The sequence below is a fragment of the Mesorhizobium sp. M4B.F.Ca.ET.143.01.1.1 genome, assembly GCF_004792275.1.
Lineage (GTDB): Bacteria > Pseudomonadota > Alphaproteobacteria > Rhizobiales > Rhizobiaceae > Mesorhizobium > Mesorhizobium abyssinicae.
The window spans coordinates 501,806-522,252 of record NZ_SRSR01000004.1; the positions used below are offsets into that span (position 1 = coordinate 501,806).

The 20,447-nt window shown below is 65.0% G+C and carries 17 protein-coding genes; 9 read left to right on the top strand and 8 right to left on the bottom strand.

The features are described from left to right. Nucleotides 1-95: 95 nt before the first annotated feature. Nucleotides 96-1,172, top strand: coding sequence for a substrate-binding domain-containing protein (locus EN786_RS13385; protein ID WP_127284221.1), 1,077 nt, complete (start codon nt 96-98; stop codon nt 1,170-1,172). 3 nt (nt 1,173-1,175) lie between these two features. Here the strand turns inward: EN786_RS13385 and EN786_RS13390 are convergent, their stop codons facing one another. After that, nucleotides 1,176-2,390, bottom strand: a complete 1,215-nt coding sequence (locus EN786_RS13390; protein ID WP_127284220.1) for an OpgC family protein — start codon at nt 2,388-2,390, stop codon at nt 1,176-1,178. Between the two features lie 198 nt (nt 2,391-2,588). Between EN786_RS13390 and EN786_RS13395 the strand changes: the two genes are divergently transcribed. Then, the gene (locus EN786_RS13395; protein ID WP_127284219.1) at nt 2,589-3,248 is read left to right on the top strand and encodes an alpha/beta hydrolase; all 660 of its coding nucleotides are present in this window, start codon (nt 2,589-2,591) and stop codon (nt 3,246-3,248) included. A gap of 19 nt (nt 3,249-3,267) precedes the next feature. Here EN786_RS13395 and sthA read toward each other — a convergent pair whose 3' ends face one another. After that, entirely contained in the window at nt 3,268-4,656 is a 1,389-nt protein-coding gene (sthA, locus tag EN786_RS13400; protein WP_127284218.1) for a Si-specific NAD(P)(+) transhydrogenase, read from the bottom strand. A gap of 189 nt (nt 4,657-4,845) precedes the next feature. On the opposite strand from sthA, the gene EN786_RS13405 reads away from it, so the two are divergent. The 3 genes from EN786_RS13405 to EN786_RS13415 all read left to right on the top strand — a co-directional run bounded on the left by EN786_RS13405 (nt 4,846) and on the right by EN786_RS13415 (nt 7,250). Beyond that, nucleotides 4,846-5,316 carry an RDD family protein gene (locus EN786_RS13405; protein ID WP_127284217.1) on the top strand — a complete coding sequence of 157 codons (471 nt, stop codon included), beginning with the start codon at nt 4,846-4,848 and terminating at the stop codon, nt 5,314-5,316. Nucleotides 5,317-5,456: 140 nt separating this feature from the next. Continuing rightward, the gene (locus EN786_RS13410; RefSeq protein ID WP_127284216.1) at nt 5,457-6,221 is read left to right on the top strand and encodes an arginyltransferase; all 765 of its coding nucleotides are present in this window, start codon (nt 5,457-5,459) and stop codon (nt 6,219-6,221) included. 132 nt (nt 6,222-6,353) lie between these two features. Further along, nucleotides 6,354-7,250: an EamA family transporter gene (locus tag EN786_RS13415; RefSeq protein WP_127284215.1), complete on the top strand. Its 897-nt coding sequence runs from the start codon at nt 6,354-6,356 to the stop codon at nt 7,248-7,250. Here EN786_RS13415 and EN786_RS13420 read toward each other — a convergent pair. Then, nucleotides 7,238-8,443, bottom strand: coding sequence for an AI-2E family transporter (locus EN786_RS13420; RefSeq protein ID WP_135908571.1), 1,206 nt, complete (start codon nt 8,441-8,443; stop codon nt 7,238-7,240). The genes EN786_RS13415 and EN786_RS13420 overlap by 13 nt on opposite strands. A 335-nt stretch (nt 8,444-8,778) precedes the next feature. Beyond that, nucleotides 8,779-11,031, bottom strand: a complete 2,253-nt coding sequence (parC, locus tag EN786_RS13425; RefSeq protein WP_127310088.1) for a DNA topoisomerase IV subunit A — start codon at nt 11,029-11,031, stop codon at nt 8,779-8,781. A gap of 392 nt (nt 11,032-11,423) precedes the next feature. On the opposite strand from parC, the gene EN786_RS13430 reads away from it, so the two are divergent. Beyond that, nucleotides 11,424-12,614 carry a hypothetical protein gene (locus tag EN786_RS13430; RefSeq protein WP_127286458.1) on the top strand — a complete coding sequence of 397 codons (1,191 nt, stop codon included), beginning with the start codon at nt 11,424-11,426 and terminating at the stop codon, nt 12,612-12,614. A 232-nt stretch (nt 12,615-12,846) separates the two neighbouring features. Here the strand turns inward: EN786_RS13430 and aspS are convergent, their stop codons facing one another. Then, nucleotides 12,847-14,634: an aspartate--tRNA ligase gene (aspS, locus tag EN786_RS13435; protein ID WP_189524288.1), complete on the bottom strand. Its 1,788-nt coding sequence runs from the start codon at nt 14,632-14,634 to the stop codon at nt 12,847-12,849. Between the two features lie 124 nt (nt 14,635-14,758). Next, entirely contained in the window at nt 14,759-15,517 is a 759-nt protein-coding gene (locus EN786_RS13440) for a DeoR/GlpR family DNA-binding transcription regulator (RefSeq protein WP_127286460.1), read from the bottom strand. Between the two features lie 118 nt (nt 15,518-15,635). Here EN786_RS13440 and EN786_RS13445 point away from each other — a divergent pair, with 118 nt between their 5' ends. From EN786_RS13445 to rnd, 3 genes are all read left to right on the top strand, one after another. Then, complete coding sequence (locus EN786_RS13445; protein ID WP_127311465.1) at nt 15,636-16,862, top strand: MFS transporter; 1,227 nt, start codon at nt 15,636-15,638, stop codon at nt 16,860-16,862. A gap of 113 nt (nt 16,863-16,975) precedes the next feature. Continuing rightward, nucleotides 16,976-18,220 (top strand): MFS transporter, encoded by a 1,245-nt coding sequence (locus EN786_RS13450; RefSeq protein WP_127311464.1) that lies wholly within the window; start codon nt 16,976-16,978, stop codon nt 18,218-18,220. Between the two features lie 72 nt (nt 18,221-18,292). Further along, on the top strand, nt 18,293-19,444 hold the full coding sequence (gene rnd, locus EN786_RS13455) for a ribonuclease D (protein WP_135908575.1): 1,152 nt from the start codon (nt 18,293-18,295) through the stop codon (nt 19,442-19,444). 16 nt (nt 19,445-19,460) lie between these two features. Here the strand turns inward: rnd and EN786_RS13460 are convergent, their stop codons facing one another. Continuing rightward, entirely contained in the window at nt 19,461-19,880 is a 420-nt protein-coding gene (locus EN786_RS13460; RefSeq protein WP_127310547.1) for an MAPEG family protein, read from the bottom strand. Beyond that, nucleotides 19,877-20,437 (bottom strand): hypothetical protein, encoded by a 561-nt coding sequence (locus EN786_RS13465; protein WP_189340553.1) that lies wholly within the window; start codon nt 20,435-20,437, stop codon nt 19,877-19,879. Before EN786_RS13465 ends, EN786_RS13460 begins: the two co-directional genes overlap by 4 nt. Between the last annotated feature and the right edge of the window lie 10 nt (nt 20,438-20,447).

The following is a 20,447-nucleotide window of genomic DNA, read 5'->3' on the forward strand; positions in this document are numbered from 1 at the left end:
CAAGCAATATTTGAATCGATCCAAGAAAAATGATAGATGGACCGGAGATCGATCCCCGTCCATGTATTGCAGCGCTAGAGGTTCGGAGAACTGACATGGCAGCACTCGTCGAAGGCCAGGCACGACCCATCCGGCTCGCCGATATCGCCAAAGCCGCCGGGGTCTCGCACGGCACGGCCTCCAACGTCTTCAGCCGGCCGGAGATCGTGCGCGCGGAAGTGCGCGAGCGGGTAAAGGCGGTGGCGGAAGCGATGGGTTATGCGGGTCCCGACCCCAAGGGCCGGCTGCTGCGCGCCGGCAAGGTCAACGCCATCGGCGTCTGCACCACAGAGCCGCTCTCCTATTTCTTCGACGATCCTTTCGCCCGTGTGATGATGGCCGGCATCTCGCAGGCATGCGACGCCACCGGTGCCGGGATCGCGTTGGTGTCAGCTCAGAATGACGAGAAGCTCGCCTGGAACATCCAGAGCGCCCTGGTCGACGGCTTCATCCTGTTCTGCATCGAGGGCGGTCCTCGCCTCGTCGAATTGACGCGCGAACGCAGGCTTCCCTTCGTCGCGCTCGCGATCGGCTTCGATGACGACACCATCTCGATGATCGGCATCGACAACATCGCCGGCGCCAGGCTCGCCGCGCGTCATCTCGGCGAACTTGGGCATCGCCGCTTCGCCGTCCTGTCGCTGCCTTTCGTCGATGGCAGCACCGGTCTTGTGACGCCCGGGCTGCTCGGGACGGCGCTCTACACGGCAACGCGCGACCGGCTTGCCGGCTATTTCGAGGAGCTTGCCCGCTTCGGCGTCGATACCACCAGGGTGCCGGTCTACGAGACCGAAAACGAGGCGGCCACCACCAGGGCCGGCCTCGAGGCCATCTTCGCCAGCGGCAAGCCGCCCACCGCGATCCTGGCCATGTCGGACCGGATGGCCATGGTCGCGATCGACTGGCTGACGGAGCGCGGCCTGAACGTCCCGGGCGACGTCTCGGTCGTCGGCTTTGATGGCGTGCCGGATGGCCTGCTGAGCAGACCTCAGCTCACCACCATCGTCCAGCCGATCACCGAGATCGGCCGTCGGGCGGCGCGGATGATCCTCGATTTCGATGGCGCGGTGCGGCGCGAGATGCTCGGCGTCGAACTCGTCATCAGGGCATCGACCGGGCCGGCGAAGGCCTGATCCTCAGCGATTGCCAGCGGCCATCGGCTGGGCGACGAACGTTGGTCGCGCCGGCGCCTCGCCGCGGACCGGCTTCCGGCCCAGTAAACCGATGCCCGACAGCCATTCGAGATAGAAGGCGAGCGCGAACTGCATGGCGATGCCGGCCGATATCAGCAGCGTGTCGTAGGCAAAGCCGCCCGGATTGATCAGCTTCAGCACCTGCGCCACCATGGCGAGAACCGTGCCGGCGATGAACACCGGCAGCGAGCGCTTGCCGAGGATGGCCAGCGGATGGTCGGTGCTGGTGCGGAACAGGTTCGAGACCGCCGGCAGCGCGACGATCAGATAGCTCACCGCCAATATGTGCAGGAGCCTGGGCAGCGACAGGAAGGTCTTGTCGAAGCCGGTCAGCACCACCGGCAGGTCGAGCCAGGATATGCGGCCCCAGAGCGGGCTGTGCACCCAGACCAGCGCCGTCAGCACATAGGCGGCGGCAGCGCCGACCAGCCAACGATTGACCGGAATGGTTCCGCCGCGCCTGACATGCAGCATGGCGGCCAGGCCGATGTTGAACAGGAATTGCCAGGACAGCGGATTGAGGAACCAGAAGCCGGGCTCCGGATAGTTCGGCGGCGCGATCTGCCAGATGCCGGCGATCAGCCACAGGGCAGCCGACAGTACAAGCGCCGGCACCGGCCTGTAGCTGATCAACAGCAGGAAGACCGGCGCCAGCAAAAGCAGCACCGCATAGACGGGCAGGATGTTGTTGTAGCCGAGCTGGTGGCCGAGCGTGACGATGCCGACCAGCACCTCCGGCGTGTTTTTCATCAGCGGCTCGATGTTGATCAGCTTCAGCAGCTCCGGCCGCCGGGCGAACACCGCTGCGGCGCAGAACAGCGCCATCACCACCATGGTCGTGACGATGTGGGCGGCATAGAGCACGCCGGCGCGCCGCCACATTTTCAGCGTCGCCAGCAGCCGGCCGCCGGGCTGGAATTTGCTGCCGTAGGCGAGCGCCACCGACATGCCGGAGATCAGCACAAAGGCTTCGGCCGCGTCCGAGAAGCCGAAATTCTTGTAGGTCAGCGTCTCGAACATTGTGCCAGGCACATGGTCGATGAAGATGGTGAGCAGCGCGAGCGCGCGAAACACGTCGATACGCGTGTCGCGATCGTGGATACGCGTATCGCGATCGTGGATACGTGTTTCCCGTCCGGGCGAAACTGGCATGGTCATCGACAAAAGGCCTCAAAGCTGGTCGTTCATTCGGGCAATGCGACCCCCGGCGCACCGCTTTGATTCCTCCCGTGAGAGGGAGTGTATCGGCGCAGAAACGGACTGAAGTAAGCCTGGTTCAATCAACTTTCGCGGAGCAAGAAAATAATCCGTTTTGAAGCCGGCAAATCAATGAAACAGCCATGAAATCAAAAGGATATGAGCGTGCCTGAATATACTGACGATGGCGGCGTCTTCTATGACTTGAGCTTCCTCCATCGCTTCATCAAGCCATCCGGCGCAAGCGGCGAATGCCTGTTCCTGCTGCATGGATCCGGCGTCGATGAAACCACGCTGGTACCGCTTGCGAGACAGATCGCGCCCAGGGCAGCGCTGGTCGCGGCGCGCGGTCGAATCCCGCAAGAGGACGGCTTTCGCTGGTTCGAGCGGATCACGCCGACCAGCTTCGAGCAGACCAGCATCCGCACGGAGACGGACACCTTCGCCACCTTCGTTGCCGAGGCGACGAAGCGCCACGGGCTCGATCTCTCCCGCGCGGCCTTCCTCGGCTATTCGAACGGCGCCAATCTGGTCTCGAGCCTGATGCTGCTTCATCCCGGTCTGGTCCGGCGGGCAGCACTCCTGCGGCCGATGCCGGTGCTCGACGAGGCACCGCCGACGGATCTCGGCGGCACTAAGGTGCTGATGATCGCCGGCGCCGCCGACCTCACCTACGGCCCGTTCGCGCCGGCGCTGGTGACGCTGCTAAGCCAGCGCGGCGCCACGGTCGATGCTCGCATCGTTGCATCGGGACATGAGATCGGCGACCCGGACGCGGCCATCGTCAGGCAATGGCTGGCGGATCCGGCCGTGGCGTGAGTGGACTAGGACCGGAGCCCTATCCCTTCCCCATCCGGTTCCAGGCATCGAGCCCGGCGATCTTGTAGGCTTCGGCCAGGGTCGGGTAGTTGAAGGTGTTGTTGACGAAGAAGTCGACCGTGCCGCCGAGATTGATCACCGCCTGGCCGATATGGATGAGTTCAGTGGCGCCCTCGCCGACGATGTGGGCGCCGAGCAGCCGGCGCGTTTCGACCGAGAACAGCAGCTTCAGGAAGCCCGAGTTGACGCCCATGATGTGGCCGCGCGAGGTTTCGCGGAAGCGCGCCACGCCGACCTCGTAGGCGGCGCCGCTTTCGCGCACCTGCTCCTCCGATTGGCCGACGGTGGAGATTTCGGGCACAGCGTAGATGCCGTAGGGAAAGGTTTCCGGCGGCGGCGGCAACAGCACGCCGAAAGCGTGGCAGGCGGCCACCCTGCCCTGCTCCATCGAGGTCGAGGCTAGGCTCGGGAAGCCGATGACGTCGCCGGTGGCATAGATGTTGGGCACGCTGGTCTGGAACGTGTTCGCGTCGACCTTGATGCGGCCCCTGGAGTCGGACTCGATGCCGACCACGTCGAGGCCGAGGCTGCCGAGATTGCCGCTGCGGCCGGCGGCATAAAGCACGATCTCGGAGCGGATGGTGCGGCCATCGGCAAGGGTGACCTCGGCATAATCGGGCTTTGAGGTGATCTCCTTGACCGTGCTGCCGAGGCGGATGGTCATGCCGCGATCGCGCATCTGATGGATGAAGTCGTCGACGATCTCGCGGTCGACGAAATCGAGGATGGTGTTGCGCGGCTCGACCAGCGTCACCGGCACGTCGAGGGCCGAAAAGATGGTGGCGTATTCGACGCCGATGACGCCGGCGCCGATCACAGTCAGCGTGCGCGGCAGCCGGTCGAGCTCCAGCATCTCGTCGCTGTCGAAGACGCGGGTCTTGTCGAACGGCACGTCGCGCGGCCGGTGCGGCCTGGTACCGACGGCGATCAGCGCATTGGCGAAGCCGACCTCGCTATAGTCGCCATTGTCGCTCGTCAGGCTGACCTTGTTGGGGCCGAGGAATTTCGCCGTGGCGCGCGAACTCTTGACCGCGTTGCGCATGAACTGGTGCTGCAGCACCTCGACCTCGTGGTCGAGCGTCTTGTGCAGGCGCTCGACGAGGTCGCTGACCGAAATGTCCTGCTTGACCCGGTAGCCCCGTCCGTAGAAGCCGCGCTCGCGCCAGCCGGAAAGGTTGAGAACCGTCTCGCGCAGTGTCTTCGACGGGATGGTGCCGGTGTGCACCGAGACGCCGCCGAGGCGCCGGCCCCTGTCGACCACCAGCACCGATTTGCCGAGCTTGGCGGACTGCACCGCGGCGCGGCGCCCCGAAGGGCCGCTGCCGATGACCAGCATGTCATAGTCCATAATACCCCCGTCCCCTCGGCGTCTTGTTGCGCCGCAGCAAGCTAACGCCATCCTTGCCGTGAATTCAACCGCTCGAGCGACCTCCGCACGTCGCACCCCGACCGACGATCTTGATTCCGCCATCGGCTTTCACCATTTCAATGGCGGATCGCCCGCACCCTATCGCGGGCCCGGTTACGAGGGCATGACATGAACGCGCGTGTACTTGACGGCGAAATCATTACCAGTAAGCTCGACGACGTCAGGGCCTATGACGGCGTGCGCACCCGGCGCATCCTTGCCTGCCTGATCGACTATCTGATCATCGGACTGCTCACCATTCCCTTCGCCATCCTGGTCGCAGTCCTCGGGCTGCTGACGTTTGGCCTCGGCTGGATGCTTTTTTCGGTGCTCGTGCCGGCGGTCGCCGTTCTCTACATCTGGAACACGCTGGGCAGCGCCGACCAGGCGACCACCGGCATGAAGCTGATGGGCATCCGGCTCGACCGCCTTGACGGCACCCGCATCGACGGGCTGACCGCTGTCGTGCATTCGGTGCTGTTCTGGGCCGGCAACGTCATGCTGACGCCGCTGGTGCTCCTGGTGACGCTGTTTTCGGACCGCAAGCGCACGCTGCACGACCTGCTGCTTGGCACGGTGGTGAGCCGTACAGATCGCTGAAACAGCATTTTCGAGGGCGAACGCGGGCGCTTATGCGCAATTATGAAGGCCCTCAGTCAGCCACCGCTCCACAATCCTGTTGAATTTTTCGCCGGTCGGGCCAAAGGTAAGGCGATTCGTAGGAGCGTTTCCCGGAATCCATGACGCAGCACCCGACCCAGTCGCCGCAGTTCTTCCTGACCGCGCCGTCGCCGTGCCCGTATCTGGAGGGCCAGTTCGAACGCAAGGTGTTCACTCACCTCGTCGGCGACAAGGCGCCCGAGATGAACGACCTGTTGACGCAAGGCGGTTTCCGGCGCTCGCAGAACATCGCCTACCGGCCCGCCTGCGAGACCTGCCGGGCCTGCGTGTCGGTGCGCATCCTGGCGCAGGAATTCACCGCCAGCCGCAACATGAAGCGGGTGATCCAGCACAATGCCGACCTCGTCGGGGCCATGCACGACGCGCAGCCGTCGACCGAGCAATACTCGCTGTTCCGCGCCTATCTCGACGCCCGCCATCGCCGCGGCGGCATGTCGGACATGACGGTGCTCGACTACGCCATGATGGTCGAGGATACCCACGTCGACACCAAGATCATCGAATACAGGCGGCGCGGCCCCGACACCTTCATCACCGGCAAGGGCCAGGGCGAGCTGATCGCGGTGGCGCTGACCGACAAGATGGCCGACGGGCTGTCGATGGTCTATTCCTACTTCAATCCGGACTTCGAGGACCGCTCGCTCGGCACCTTCATGATCCTCGACCATATCGCCCGAGCGAGAGCCATGGGCCTGCCCCATGTCTATCTCGGCTACTGGGTCAACGGCTCGCGCAAGATGAGCTATAAAATGCGCTTCATGCCGCAGGAGCATCTCGGCCCGAAAGGCTGGGAACGCTACGAGCACGAAGCGGTCACGCGCTGACTAACCCTTTCCAAGCCCGACCTTAAAACTGTTTCAAGCAGCGGGATGCTGGTCTTGCCGCCGAACGGCGAGAGAATGCGCTATCGCGCCGCCGGCCGTCCGCCTGCAAATTCCATTGCGAGAATTGCCGACATGTCCTCCAACCACGACCACCAGAAAGGCCTTCTGCTCACCGCCATCGGCGGCATGACGCTGACCGTCGACATCCCGCTGATCAGGCTCGCCCATGGCGAGGCATGGACGATCCTGTTGCTGCGCACCGGCACCACTTTCCTTGCCGGACTTGTCATCTGGGCGGTCTGGCGCTCGCTGAGCGACCGGGCGCCGCAACTCGTTCCCGGCCGGGCGGGGCTTGCGGTGGCGACGCTCTACGGGCTCGGCTCGATCGCCTTCATCACCGCCGTCTACAACACCTCGACCGCCGACCTCGTCTTCATCCTCGCCTTCACCACCATGTTCTCGGCGCTGCTGTCCTGGCTGTTCCTGAAGGAACGACCACGGCCGCTGACGCTGGCGGCACTGGCGCTGATGATCGTCGGCGTCGCCATCATCGTCGGCGACTCCATCGGCAACGGATATCTGTTCGGCGATGTCATGGCCCTGTGCTCCGCGCTCTGCGTCGCCTGCGCGATCACCATCTCGCGCGCCAGCGGCAAGGACATGGGCTTCACCTCGCTCATCGGCGTGGTGCTGCCCTTCAGCGTCGCCGCCGTCATGGTCTCGAAGACCGGCTTTCAGGTGGACGCGCCGTGGTGGATCATCTTCAACGGCGCGGTGATCATGCCGATCTCGTTCTTCTGCCTGGCCAACGGGCCGAAATACATCTCAGGGCCGGAAGTGGCGATGTTCTACCTGTTGGAAACGGTGCTGGCGCCGGTCTGGGTGTGGATGATCTTCTCCGAGACGCCGTCGCGCAACAGCCTGATCGGCGGCGCGATCCTGATCGTGACGCTTGTCGGCCATTCGCTGTGGCAATTGCATGAGGGGCGCAAGCGCCGCGCCACGCTGGCGGTCAGTCACCCGGTCTGAATCTTCTTCTTTTCGGCGGTGATCTCGATCTGCGGCGGGCCGTCCTTGGTCTCCGCAAGCGCCGTGGCAGCGGAATCGTCCATCAGCTCGACCTCACGCAGCCACTCGCGCCAGATCGCGACCAAGAGTGCCATCAGCACCGGGCCGATGAACAGGCCGAGGAAGCCCATCGTCTTGACGCCGCCGATCAGGCCGAAAAAGGTCGGCAGGAAAGGCAGTTTGATCGGCCCGCCGACCAGCTTGGGGCGCAGCGTCTTGTCGACGATGAACAGCTCGACCGCGCCCCAGGCAAAAAGCGCCAGGCCCGCCATTGGCGAGCCGCTGGCGGCAAGGTAGATCGATACCAGCGTGAAGGAGAGCGGCGCGCCGCCGGGGATCAGCGCCATGATGCCGGTCAAGGCGCCGAGCGTCACCGGCGACGGCACGCCGGCCAGCCAGTAGGCGACGCCAAGCACCACCCCCTCGCCGATGGCGATGATGGTCATGCCGGTGACGGTGGACGAGATCGTCGCCGGCACCACGCGCGAAATCCGCTCCCAGCGGGTCGGCAGGATGCGCTCGCCGAGGCGGTCGACCTGCGCGGCGAAATGTTCGCCATCGCGATAAGCGAAGAACAGCGCGATCATCATGAACAGCAGCGTCAAAAGCAGGCCGAACGCGCTGCCGCCGGCGGCGAGCGCGCCGCGATAGATGCTGCCGATATTGGCGCCGCTGACCAATTGGATCAGTTCGCCGATGCCGCCCGGATGGCCGAGATTGGTCGTCCACTGCTCGTTCAGCCATTCGCCGACGATCGGCATGGTGGCGATCCAGTGCGGCGTCACCGCGCCGTGGCGGTTGGTTTCGATCGCCCAGCCGACCCATTCCCGGACCTCGTTGATGGCATAGGTGCCGGCAAGCGCGATCGGCACCACCAGGAAGGTGAGGATGAAGAGGATGGCGAAGGTGGCGGCGATGGTGCGGTTGCCGCCGACGGCGGCCAGCAGGCGGCGGTAGAGCGGCCAGCTGGCGAAAGCGATGACGAGGGCGGCCAGAACCGGGAACAGGAAGCCGTGGAAGAAATAGACGCCGGCGGCGACGATCAGCACCAACAGCCAGCGCGCCGCAGACAGCGGCGGGATGACGGCGGCCCTGAGCGGCGTCGACAGGCCGAACAGCCGCTGCCCCGGTTTCTGGATCTCGGTCTGCTTCAAGCGCGCGTTTCTCCCCTGCCCCCGGGTTTGCCTGTGCACCATCATAGTGCAGCAATCGTGACGATAGTCCAAATGATTGGGCGGAGGTCTTCCTTCTCCCTTGCGGGGTGAGCAGCCGGTTCGCCGAAGGCGAATTCATCGTGCCAGTGGCACGGTGAAAGGCCAGCGAACGCCGGGACGCCGCGAAGCAGCGGGGACCCGGCCGGGGTGGATCGGCCACCGCCCGGCCCTTCGCAGGCTCAGGGCGTTCGAAGCTCGAAAAGCCAAGCAATTGGCTTTTCGTCCGCTAGCGCGGACCGCTTCTCACCCCGCAAGGGGAGAAGGAGAGGCGCGCGCTAGCCGAACTTCCCCGTCCTCGGGAAACCCTTCGGCACCATGCGGCCGGCGGCGGCGCGGGCGCCGATCCATTCGGCCAGCTCCTCGCGCGAGCGGATGAAGGTGCGGTCGGCCGAATCCTGCCAGCTGAGGCCGGTTTCGAGCGAGAAGGGCTTGATGTCCAGCACGCCGCCATCCTTGTACTTCTGCAGGCGCACGCCCTTGCCGCGCCCCATCTCCGGGATCTCGGCGAGCGGGAACACCAGCATCTTGCGGTTCTCGCCGACGATGGCGAGGTGGTCGCCCGAGAGCGGAATGCAGCGCTTGGCCTCGTCCGGCGCCTTGACGTTCATCACCTGCTTGCCCTTGCGGGTGTTGGCGACGACCTCTTCCTCCGGAACGATGAAGCCGTTGGCGTCGTAGGAGACGAGAAGCAGCTTGCGCTTGGGATCGTGGACGAAGGCGGTGACGATGTCCTGGTCGTTCTCCATGTCGACGATGATGCGGATCGGCTCGCCATGGCCGCGCCCGCCCGGCAGCCGGTCGGCCCCGATCGTGTAGAACTTGCCGCCCGTCGTGAAGACCAGGATCTTGTCGGTGGTCTGGGCGTGGAAGGCTAGCTTGAGGCTGTCGCCTTCCTTGAAGGTGAACTGCGAATGGTCGGTCAGATGACCCTTCATCGCCCGCAGCCAGCCCTTCTCGGAGACGACGACGGTGACCGGCTCGCGCTCGATCATGGCGTGCGCGATGTCGGTCAGGTCATGCTCGGGCGCGTCGGCGAACTGGGTGCGGCGCTTGCCGAGCTCGGTCTCTGGCCCGAACTTGTCGCGGATGCTGGTGACCTCCCACTTGATCGTCGCCCACTGCTTGGCGTTGGACGCCAGCAACGCCTCGATCTGCTTCTTCTCGGCGGTGAGCCCGTCGAACTCCTTGCGGATCTCGATCTCTTCCAGCTTGCGCAAGGCGCGCAGGCGCATGTTGAGGATGGCTTCGGCCTGGGTGTCGGTGAGCGACCAGCGGGCCATCATCACCTGCTTGGGCTCATCCTCCTCGCGGATGATCCTGATCACCTCGTCGATGTTGAGGTAGGCGATCAGGTAGCCGGCGAGAATCTCGAGGCGCTTTTCGATCTCGCCGAGGCGGTGCTTCGAACGGCGGATGAGCACGTCGCGGCGATGCTCCAGCCACTCCTTGAGCACGCCCTTCAGCGACAGCACGTTCGGCACCTTGCCGCGCGACAGCACGTTCATGTTGAGCGGGAAGCGGCTTTCGAGCTCGGTCAGCTTGAACAGCGATTCCATCAGGATGCCGGGATCGACGGTGCGGCTCTTCGGCACCAGCACGATGCGGATATCCTCGGCACTCTCGTCGCGGATGTCTTCGAGCAGCGGCAGTTTGCGCGCCATCAGGAGCTCGGCGATCTTCTCGATCAGCCGCGCCTTCTGGACGCCGTAGGGGATCTCGGTGACGACGATGCTCCAGGTGCCCCTGCCCTGGTCCTCCTGGCCCCATTTCGCCCTGACGCGGAAGCCGCCGCGGCCGGTCTCATAGGCTTCGAGGATCGAGGCGCGGCTGTCGACGATGATGCCGCCGGTCGGGAAATCCGGACCCTGGACGAAGTCCATCAGCGCCGTCACCGGCGCGTCGGGATTCTCGATCAGATGAAGCGCTGCGTCGCAAAGTTCGGCCGCGTTGTGCGGCGGAATCGAAGTCGCCATGCCGACGGCAATGCCGGACGAGCCATTGGCGAGCAGGTTGGGGAAGGCGCCGGGCAGCACGACCGGCTCCTCGTCCTCCTCATTGTAGGTCGGCCTATAGTCGACGGCATCCTCGGTGATGCCGGCAAGCAGTTCCGTCGCCACGTCGGTCATGCGCGCTTCGGTGTAGCGCATGGCGGCGGCGTTATCGCCGTCGATGTTGCCGAAATTGCCCTGCCCGTCGACCAGCGGGTAGCGCATCGAGAAATCCTGCGCCAGGCGGACCAGCGCGTCGTAGATCGACTGGTCGCCATGCGGATGGAACTTGCCCATCACCTCGCCGACGATGCGCGCGCATTTGGCGAAGCCCTGGTCGGGGTTGAGCCGGAGCAGCCGCATGGCATGCATGATGCGGCGATGCACGGGCTTCAGCCCGTCGCGCACATCCGGCAATGCCCGGTGCATGATGGTCGACAGCGCATAGGCGAGATAGCGCTCCTCGAGCGCCTTCTTCAGATCGACCGGTTCGATATGGTCACCGCCGCCATCTTCAGGCGGCAAAAGCCTTTTTCCCATGGGTTTGCACTAGCCGAGCGGGTGATTCGCGGCAAGCGCCGGCTGGCCCAATCCGCGCTTCTCAACCCCATGGGTGTGACGGATTTCACGGAATTGGCGAAGCGGGCAGGCCAATTTGCGGCCCGACTGCAACACCTGTCACCCGCATGACGGCGCCAGCCAACATCAACCTGTTACATGCCCTGTCTATGGCAGGGCGATGCCGCATGGGAACCCGATCTTCATGACAAATTCACCGCTTCAAGCGAAGAGGTCGGCGCGCTGTTTGCCTTTCACCGTGATTTTCGACCATTGTGCCGGGAGACGCCTTTTTCCCGTCCAGTTCGTCGCGGAATGGTGATGGCGCATAGGATCAAAAAGCAATTTCAGGACAACTCTCAGGGGACTTCGCGATGACAATCCAACGCTCAACTCTTAAGAAACTGGCTTTCTCGACCTTCCTGCTGACGCTGCCGCTCAATGCCGCCTTCGCGCAGGACACCGCCGTCGCCGATCGCCTCAAGGCGGCGCTTGCCGCCCAGGGCGTCGACATCTCCTGGACCGGGGTGAGCGGCGATGAGTCCAACATGGTGCTGCAGGGCGTGGCCGTGAAGCCGGCGGGCGAAAAGGAGCCGCTGACCATCGGCGACGTCAAGCTCGAAGGCGTCAGCGAAGCCGATGGCGGCTACGACATCGAGACCGTCTCGACCGCGGCCCTCGAGCACAGCAAGGACGGCGTCACGCTGTCGCTCAGCCCGTTCATCATCCATGACATGACGGTTCCGGCCGAGGGCGCCACCGGCCCGCTCGGCTCGCTGATGATGTACAAGTCGGCCGAGCTCTCCAACATGACGGTCAAGGTCGCCGACAAGACCGCCTTCTCGATGGACGGCCTGGCGATCGAGATCACCCCGCCGGAGGACGGCAAGGCGATGGAATTTTCCGGCACGACGGAAAAGTTCAATGCCGACCTGACCCTGGTCGACGACCCCAAGTCCAAGGAAGCCATCGAAGCGCTCGGCTACCAGAACATTTCGGGCAATATCGATATCGCCGGCACCTGGCAGCCGGCGGACGGCAAGATGGAACTGTCGAAATACGACATCGCTGTCGACAATGCCGGCAAGCTCGGCATGACCTTCGGCCTCGGCGGCTATACGCTCGACTTCATCAAGTCGCTGCAGGAGATGCAGAAGAAAATGGCCGCGCAGCCCGAGGGCGCCGACAATTCGGCGCAAGGCATGGCCATGCTCGGCCTGCTGCAGCAGCTTTCGTTCAACAGCGCCTCGATCCGCTTCGACGACGATTCGTTGACCAACAAGGTGCTGGAATATGTCGGCAAGCAGCAGGGCATGTCGGGCAAGGACATCGCTAACCAGGCCAAGGCGATCGTGCCATTCGGCATGGCGCAGCTCAACAATCCGGAGCTGACGGCCGAGGTGACGACGGCGGTCGGCAAATATCTCGACGACCCGAAGAGCCTGGAGATTTCGGCCGAGCCGCCGGCCGCTGTGCCGTTCGCGCTGATCATGGCTGGTGCGATGTCGAACCCGCTCGACCTGCCGAAGACGCTCGGCGTCAAGGTCAAGGCCAACGAGGACTGATCGGACTAGCTGCCTTCTCCCCGCTCTACGGGGAGAAGGTACCGGCAGGCGGATGAGGGGCAGCGCCGACGCCTGCAAATATGAAATTCAATTTCTGACCCGATTGCCCGTCAGAAGGCTTCAGCTGCTACGACCGCTCGCAAATCGCCGACGTCCGCGCTGCCCCTCATTGTCCTGCCGGACATTTCTCCCCGTATAGAGACGGGGAGAAAGAGCAGTTGCAACGCTGCCGTCAGTCCTTCTTGGCCACTGCCACGCGCAGCGACAGTTCGCGCAGCTGCTGCGGCGTTGCTTCGGAGGGCGCGTTCATCAGCAAGTCGTAGGCCTGCTGGTTCATCGGGAACATGGTGACCTCACGCAGGTTCTTGGCGCCGACCAGCAGCATGACGATGCGGTCGATGCCGGCCGCCATGCCGCCATGCGGCGGCGCGCCATACTGGAAGGCGCGGTAGAGGCCGCCGAAGCGCTCCTCGACGGTGGCGCGGTCGAGCCCGACCGTTTCGAACGCCTTGACCATGGTCTCCGGCAGGTGATTGCGGATGCCGCCGGAGGCGATCTCGAAGCCGTTGCAGACCATGTCGTACTGGAACGCCTTGATGCCGAGCAGATCCTCGCCGCCCAGCGCCTCGATACCGCCCTGCGGCATGGAAAACGGGTTGTGGGCGAAGTCGATCTTCTTCTCCTCCTCGTTCCACTCGAAGAACGGGAAGTCGACGATCCAGCAGAGCTCGAAACGATCGCGGTCGACGAGGTTCAGCTCCTCGCCGGCGCGGGTGCGTGCGGCACCGGCGAAAGAGACGAACTTCTTCGGGTCGCCGGCGACGAAGAAGGCGGCGTCGCCATCGGCGAGGCCAAGCTGCTGGCGCACCGCTTCGGTGCGCTCCTCGCCAATGTTCTTGGCGATCGGACCGGCGCCTTCGAGCTTGTCGCCCTCCTTGCGCCAGAAGATGTAGCCGAGGCCCGGCTGGCCCTCGCCCTGCGCCCAGGAATTCATGCGGTCGCAGAAGGCGCGGCTGCCGCCGGTCTTGGCGGGAATGGCCCAGACTTCGGCCTTCGGATCGTTGGCCAGGATGTTGGCGAACACCTTGAAGCCGGAGTCGCGGAAATGGTCCGACACCGCCTGCATCTCGATCGGGTTGCGCAGGTCCGGCTTGTCCGAGCCGTAGGTGCGCATCGCCTCGTCATAGGGGATGCGGCGGAATTTCTGCGTCACCGGCTTGCCGGCGGCGAAAGTCTCGAACACATCACGAAGCACCGGCTCCATCGTCGACAGCACGTCGTCCTGCTCGACGAAGCTCATTTCGAGGTCGAGCTGGTAGAATTCGCCGGGCAGACGGTCGGCGCGCGGGTCCTCGTCACGGAAGCAGGGCGCGATCTGGAAATAGCGGTCGAAGCCGGAGACCATGATCAGCTGCTTGTACTGCTGCGGCGCCTGCGGCAGCGCGTAGAAGCTGCCGGGATGGATGCGCGACGGCACCAGGAAGTCGCGCGCGCCCTCGGGCGAGGACGCGGTCAGGATCGGCGTCGAGAATTCGGTGAAGCCGACCTCGCCCATGCGCTTGCGCATCTCGGCGATGATCTTCGTCCGCGCCACGATGTTCCTGTGCAGCGTCTCGCGACGCAGGTCGAGGAAGCGGTATTTCAGCCGGATGTCCTCGGGATAGTCAGGCTCGCCGAACACCGGCAGCGGCAGTTCCTTGGCCGCCGACAGCACCTCGATCTCGCGCGCGAAAATCTCGATCTCGCCGGTCGGCAGATTGGCGTTCGCGGTCTCCGGCAGGCGAGCCTTGACCTCGCCATCGACGCGGATCACCCACTCGCCACGCACCGTCTCGGCGATCTTGAAGGCCGGCGAATCCGGATCGGCGACGATCTGGGTGAGGCCGTAATGGTCGCGCAGGTCGATGAACAGCAGGCCGCCATGGTCGCGCACGCGATGCACCCAGCCCGACAGGCGGACGGAGGCGCCGACGTCGCTCTTTCTCAATTGGGCACAGGTATGGCTGCGGTAACGATGCATTGTCATGGTGAAGTCCGGATGCTGATTGCGGACCGACGGCCCGGCTCGAAAATTGGCGCGAAAAGCGCATGGGAGGCCGGTTTTGTCAAGGCAAGCGGTCATACAGGCGCGCCGCCTTGGCTTGTCACGCAAAGTGGATTTCGGCGCCCTGGCGTTCGAAATCCGCGAGGATCGCGGCTGGCGCCGACTTTTCCACCACAAGGTGGCGGATCGCTTCGGCCCTGGCGACGCGGTAGGGCGCGGCGGTGGCCAGCTTGTCGTTGGTGACGGCGACGACGATGCCGGCGCTGTTCCTGGCCATGGCCCGCTTCACCTCGGCCTCGGCCGAATCGAAAGCCGTCACGCCACGCGCGGCGTCGAGACCGCAGGAGCCCAGGAAACACAGATCGGCGCCAAGCTGCGCGATGGCGGCCAGCGTGTCGGCGCCGACGCAGGTTCCGAGCTCGCGGACGAACCTGCCGCCGAGCACGATCAACTCGACCTGCGGATGATCGGACAGCGCAGAGGCAACGCCGAGCGAATTGGTGGCGACGGTCAGGTCGAGCTCGCGCGGAATGGCCCTGGCGATCGCCGCATTGGTGGTGCCGCCGTCAATGAACAGGCTCTGCCCGGCGGAAAGCAGCCTCACCGCCGCGCTCGCCAGGCGCATCTTCTCCTCGACCGCATGGCCGCTGCGCTGGCTGACTGTTGCCGCGGCCAAAGGTGCCGATGCGACGGCGCCGCCATAGACGCGGCGGCACTCGCCGGCTTTCGCCAGCTCCCTGAGGTCGCGCCGGACCGTGTCCTCGGAAACGCCGAAGTGGCTCGCCAGTTCTCCGGCCAGCACTCTCCCCTCGACCGCGAGACGGTCGCGGATGATCTGGTGCCGTTGATCGGTCAGCATTGCATGATCCTGTTTTTCGTCGTGCACGTTCTTGCATGTTTTGCACGTTTGTGCAAGGAGTAAGCGATGTCGGACCCGGCAAACTTAGCCGTCTGCTCCCTTCAAGGAAAACACCGCGATGCGTTTTGGCCTCAACCTTGCCCCTCAACACCGCGTCTATGCCGGGTTCGCGATCTATTCCTTCGCCATGGGCAACATCTTTCCGCGGCTTCCCGACATCAAACGCGCCATGGACATCGAGGACGGCACGCTCGGGCTGAGCCTGATCGGCACGCCGATCGGCACCTTGATCGCGCTGACGCTGGCGGCGCCATTGCTGGAGCGAGTCGGCTTCCGCCGTGCGCTGCTCGGCCTGGTGCCGCTCATTGCGACCGCCTACGCGCTCGCTGTACACGCGCCGGGGCCGCTTGCGCTGTTCCTGATGCTGCTTCCGGTCGGCTTGATGATCGGCAGCGTCGAGATCGTCCTCAATGTCGAGGCAGACAGGACCGAGTTCCTGCTCGGACGCCGGATCATGAACCGGGCGCACTCGTTCTGGAGCATCGGCTTCTTCGGCGCCGGGCTGTTCGGCGGAGCGCTGGCGCATCTCGGACTGTCGCCGCAACTCCACCTCGCCCTCGTCGTGCCGATGGTGGGCCTGTCGATGATGCTCTTTCTCGGCGGCTACGAGCCGGCGCCCGCCCGCCACGCCGATACAAGCGATGCCGCGCCGATGTTCGCGCGGCCGACGCTGCCGATCCTGGTCCTGGTCGCGGTGACGCTGTCGGCGATGCTGCTGGAAGGCGCCAGCATCGACTGGTCGGCGATCTACATGCGCACCGTGTTCGACACCGGCCCCTTCGTCGCCGGCTTCACCGTGGCGCTGTTCGCGTTCTCGCAAGCGACCACGCGCTTCTTCGCCGACAGTTTCGTCGATCGCCACTCGCCGAGCGGCGTGGCGCGCGTGCTGCTGGCGACAATGGCGGCGGGCGTGCTGTTGGTCTTCCTGTCGCCGGCACCGTTTTTCTCATTGCTGGGCTTTGCGCTTCTGGGCATCGGCACCAGCGCCATCTTCCCGCTGGCGATCTCGGCCGCCGCGCAGCGCACGGACCGCTCCGCGGCAATAAATGTCGCGGCGCTGTCGCAGATCTCCTTCGTCGCCTTCCTGCTCGGCCCGCCGCTGCTCGGCTTCGTCTCCGACCATTGGGGCATCCGCTCGGCCTTCGGCATCGGCATCCCGTTCATTGCGCTGAGCCTGCTGACCGCGGGTTCGCTCGGACGCCGGCCGGCCAAGTCCGCCGCGCCGGCTGGCGAGGCGGCCGATCCGGCGCGGGCGAGAGTGTTGGCGCCGGCGGGCAAGGCCTGAGCGTCGCTCCCAATACGGCCCGTAAGCAAGCCGCCATTGGCCCCACAATTGCCGCTGGCATTGACGGTAGCGATGGTCCAAGAAGGATCACCAACATGTGATTGCCTTCCCCTATGTCCTCGATCCGCCCGCTGATCCCCCTCCTCATCGCCGCCGGCATCCTGCTTGGCGGCAACGGGCTGCAGGGCACGCTGATCGCGCTGCGCGGCGCGCAGGAAGGCTTTTCCGCCCCCGTCATCGGACTGATGGGGACCTTCTACTTCGCCGGCTTCCTGCTCGGCTGCCTGGCCGTCACCCGCATCCTGAAGGCGGTCGGCCATGTCAGGACCTTCTCGGCGCTCGCCGCCACCGCTTCGGCCGGTACACTGCTCCTGGTGCTGGTCATCGATCCTGTCATGTGGTGCGCGGTGCGCTTTGCCGGCGGTTTCTGCTTCGCCGGCCTGTTCACCGTAATGGAAGCCTGGCTGAACTCCGGCGTCACCAACAAGGATCGAGCGCGCGTGCTTGCCATCTACCGCATGGTCGACATCGGCTCGGTCACCAGCGCGCAGTTCCTGATCCCGATCTTCGGCGCCGGCGGCTTTGCCATCTTCGCCATCATGTCGATGATGATCACGCTGTCGCTGGTGCCGGTCTCGCTCGGCGATCGCTCCAACCCGACGCCGCCGGAAGACGTCAAGCTCGACCTGCCGCGCGTCTGGCGCATCTCGCCGCTCGGCTCGATCGGCTGTATCGCCGTCGGCGTCACCAACAGCGCCTTCCGCACGCTCTCGCCCGTCTATGCCGAGCAGATCGGCATGTCGGTCGCCGATGTCGTCACCTTCGTCAGCGTCGGCATCTTCGGCGGCGCCCTCATCCAGTATCCGCTCGGCTATCTCTCCGACCGCCGGGACCGGCGCTCGGTGCTGCTGGCGACGACCTGCTGCGCCATGCTTGCGGCACTGGCACTGGTGTTCCTGGCGGGCGCCGACCCGTTCCTCAACTTCGTCATCGTCTTCATCTTCGGCAGTTTCGCCATGCCGCTCTTTTCGCTGTCGGCGGCGCATGCCAATGACCGCGCCGACAAGGGCGAGTTCGTGCTGATCAACGCGGCCCTGATGCTGTTCTATTCGTTCGGCGCCATCGGCGGCCCGTTCGCGGCCTCGGCGGCGATGCAGTATTTCGGACCGGGCGCCCTGTTTGTGTTCAGTGCCATGGTCTACGCGGTGCTGATCCTCGTCATTCTTTACCGCATGCAGGTGCGCTCCGGCGTGCCGGCCGACAGGCGCAGCCCTTTCACCGCGCTCTTGCGCACATCGACGGTGTTCGCGAGGCTGGCGCGGCGCAGCGGCGATTCCGATGGATCGAGCGAGCCTTGACCTTGCGGCGGCTTGACGAAAGCGCCCGCGGCTGAAATTGAAAGGGACCTAATTTTTCTTAAAAGCGATTTGATGCACGTCATCACCACCCAAGCTGAGCTCGAGAGCGCCATCGCCGCGTTCGAAAAGTCGGAATTCGTCACCGTCGATACCGAGTTCATCCGCGAGACGACATTCTGGCCGATCCTGTGCCTGATCCAGATGGCCGCGCCCGGCCTGACCGCGCTGATCGACCCGCTCGCGCCCGACATCGACCTGAAACCGTTCTTCCGGCTGATGGCCAACGAAGCCGTGGTCAAGGTCTTCCACGCGGCGCGCCAAGACATCGAAATCATCGTCCATCTCGGCGATCTCATGCCGCACCCGGTGTTCGACACCCAGGTGGCGGCGATGGTCTGCGGCTTCGGCGACAGCGTCTCCTACGACCAGCTGGTGCAGCGCATCACCGGCGCCCGGCTCGACAAGTCCTCGCGTTTCACGGACTGGCGCCACCGGCCGCTTTCCGACAAGCAGCTCGACTATGCGCTCGCCGACGTGACCCATCTGATCGACGTCTACAAGAAGCTCAGCGCGGAGCTGAAGCGCGAGAACCGCGCCCACTGGCTCAACGAGGAAATGGACGTGCTGACCTCGCGCCAGACCTACGATCCGCACCCCGAGGATGCCTGGAAGCGGCTGAAGATGCGGCTGCGCAAGCCACAGGAGCTGGCGATCGTGCAGGCGGTCGCCGCCTGGCGCGAGCGCGAGGCGCGCGAGCGCGACGTGCCGCGCGGCCGGGTGCTGAAGGACGATGCCATCTATGAGATCGCGCAGCAGGCGCCGCGCGATTCCACCGCGCTCGGCCGGCTGCGCACGACGCCGAAAGGCTGGGAGCGCTCGGCGACCGCAACGGCGCTGCTGGGCGCCGTCACCACCGCGCTTGCCCTGCCCAAGGAGGCGATGCCGAAGCTGCCGAAGACGTTCCAGCCGCCCGAAGGTTCGAGTGCCGCGGCGGAGCTGCTCAAGGTGCTGTTGCGCATCGTCGCCGAAAAGGAAGGCGTCGCCTCGAAGGTGCTCGCCTCCAGCGACGATATCGACCGCATCGCGGCCGAGGGCGAGGATGCCGACGTGCCGGCTCTTCAGGGCTGGCGGCGCGCAGTGTTCGGCGAACAGGCGCTGAAGCTGGTGCGCGGCGAGATCGGCATCAAGTTCGACAAGCGCAAGATCGCCGTGTTCGACCTATAGCGCCAGCCGGAAGCGTTCAGCCCACGCCGGCGAGGTGCAACGCGAACAACGCCCAGGCCAGCAGCAGCACCACCGCGCCGAAGAAGAAGACGCGGCTGCGGTGGCGCAGGTTGTTGCTGCTGAGATGCACCCAGGCATGGACGTAGCGCGACAGGATGAAGATCCACGCCAGCGCAAGCGTCAGATAGTTGACGCCGTTGGTCACGAACAGCGCCAGGCACAGCACGTGAAACAGCACCGGTAACTCGAACTGGTTGATCAGATTGTTGGCGACGGTGACGCAGGAGGCCGGCTCGGTGGTGCGGACCTTGTACTGGCCGACCTTTGCCTCCCCCGACTTGACGGCGAAATACCGGCGCCGGGCCATCACGAGATAGACGATATAGACCAGCAGAACGTGCGCCAGCATCGGCCAGAAGATCGCGGTCTGGCTCACGGCCGCTCGCCGCCCTGCCCGGCCCGCCGCTGATCCGCGAGGTAGAAGACCGCAATGACAACCACCGGGATCGCCAGCAGCGCGAATTTGGTGACGGTCAGGGCAGAGGCGAAGGCGAGCGAATCGGGATTGGCCGACTGGAAATCCGATAGCAGCCGCGCCACCGCGAGATTCTGCGCGTAGTCGGCAAGCATGTAGGGCAGCACGAGCACGAACGCCAACAGGGACTGGGCCGGCGCGGCCATCGTCCGGAACTTGGCCAGCCGGCGTCCGGTGGCCAGAAGGAGGCTGACCAGGGTCAGCGACAGGAGCGCCGGGAACAGGAGGTCGAAGGTCAGATAGTGCCAGACGAGGATGATCTCGCCGCCGCGCCGGCCAAGCGCGGTGAGCCAGGCCATGCCCTCATCCGGCGTGAAGCCGGCAAGGCGCATGTCGAGCGACGGCAGTCCGCCGCTCAGGCGGCGGAAATAGAAGAATTCCAGCAGCGTCATGGCGACGAAGACCGCCAGTGTGACGAACGCGAGTGCCGCGGTGTGCCGCGACAGCCGAAGCGCCATTGCCGTCAGG

Coding starts and splice junctions, on each gene's coding strand:
- EN786_RS13385 (WP_127284221.1), top strand. CDS start 96: ATGGCAGCACTCGTCGAAGGCCAGGCACGACCCATCCGGCTCGCCGAT.
- EN786_RS13390 (WP_127284220.1), bottom strand. CDS start 2,390: ATGACCATGCCAGTTTCGCCCGGACGGGAAACACGTATCCACGATCGC.
- EN786_RS13395 (WP_127284219.1), top strand. CDS start 2,589: ATGAGCGTGCCTGAATATACTGACGATGGCGGCGTCTTCTATGACTTG.
- sthA (WP_127284218.1), bottom strand. CDS start 4,656: ATGGACTATGACATGCTGGTCATCGGCAGCGGCCCTTCGGGGCGCCGC.
- EN786_RS13405 (WP_127284217.1), top strand. CDS start 4,846: ATGAACGCGCGTGTACTTGACGGCGAAATCATTACCAGTAAGCTCGAC.
- EN786_RS13410 (WP_127284216.1), top strand. CDS start 5,457: ATGACGCAGCACCCGACCCAGTCGCCGCAGTTCTTCCTGACCGCGCCG.
- EN786_RS13415 (WP_127284215.1), top strand. CDS start 6,354: ATGTCCTCCAACCACGACCACCAGAAAGGCCTTCTGCTCACCGCCATC.
- parC (WP_127310088.1), bottom strand. CDS start 11,031: ATGGGAAAAAGGCTTTTGCCGCCTGAAGATGGCGGCGGTGACCATATC.
- EN786_RS13430 (WP_127286458.1), top strand. CDS start 11,424: ATGACAATCCAACGCTCAACTCTTAAGAAACTGGCTTTCTCGACCTTC.
- aspS (WP_189524288.1), bottom strand. CDS start 14,634: ATGCATCGTTACCGCAGCCATACCTGTGCCCAATTGAGAAAGAGCGAC.
- EN786_RS13440 (WP_127286460.1), bottom strand. CDS start 15,517: ATGCTGACCGATCAACGGCACCAGATCATCCGCGACCGTCTCGCGGTC.
- EN786_RS13445 (WP_127311465.1), top strand. CDS start 15,636: ATGCGTTTTGGCCTCAACCTTGCCCCTCAACACCGCGTCTATGCCGGG.
- EN786_RS13450 (WP_127311464.1), top strand. CDS start 16,976: ATGTCCTCGATCCGCCCGCTGATCCCCCTCCTCATCGCCGCCGGCATC.
- rnd (WP_135908575.1), top strand. CDS start 18,293: ATGCACGTCATCACCACCCAAGCTGAGCTCGAGAGCGCCATCGCCGCG.
- EN786_RS13465 (WP_189340553.1), bottom strand. CDS start 20,437: ATGGCGCTTCGGCTGTCGCGGCACACCGCGGCACTCGCGTTCGTCACA.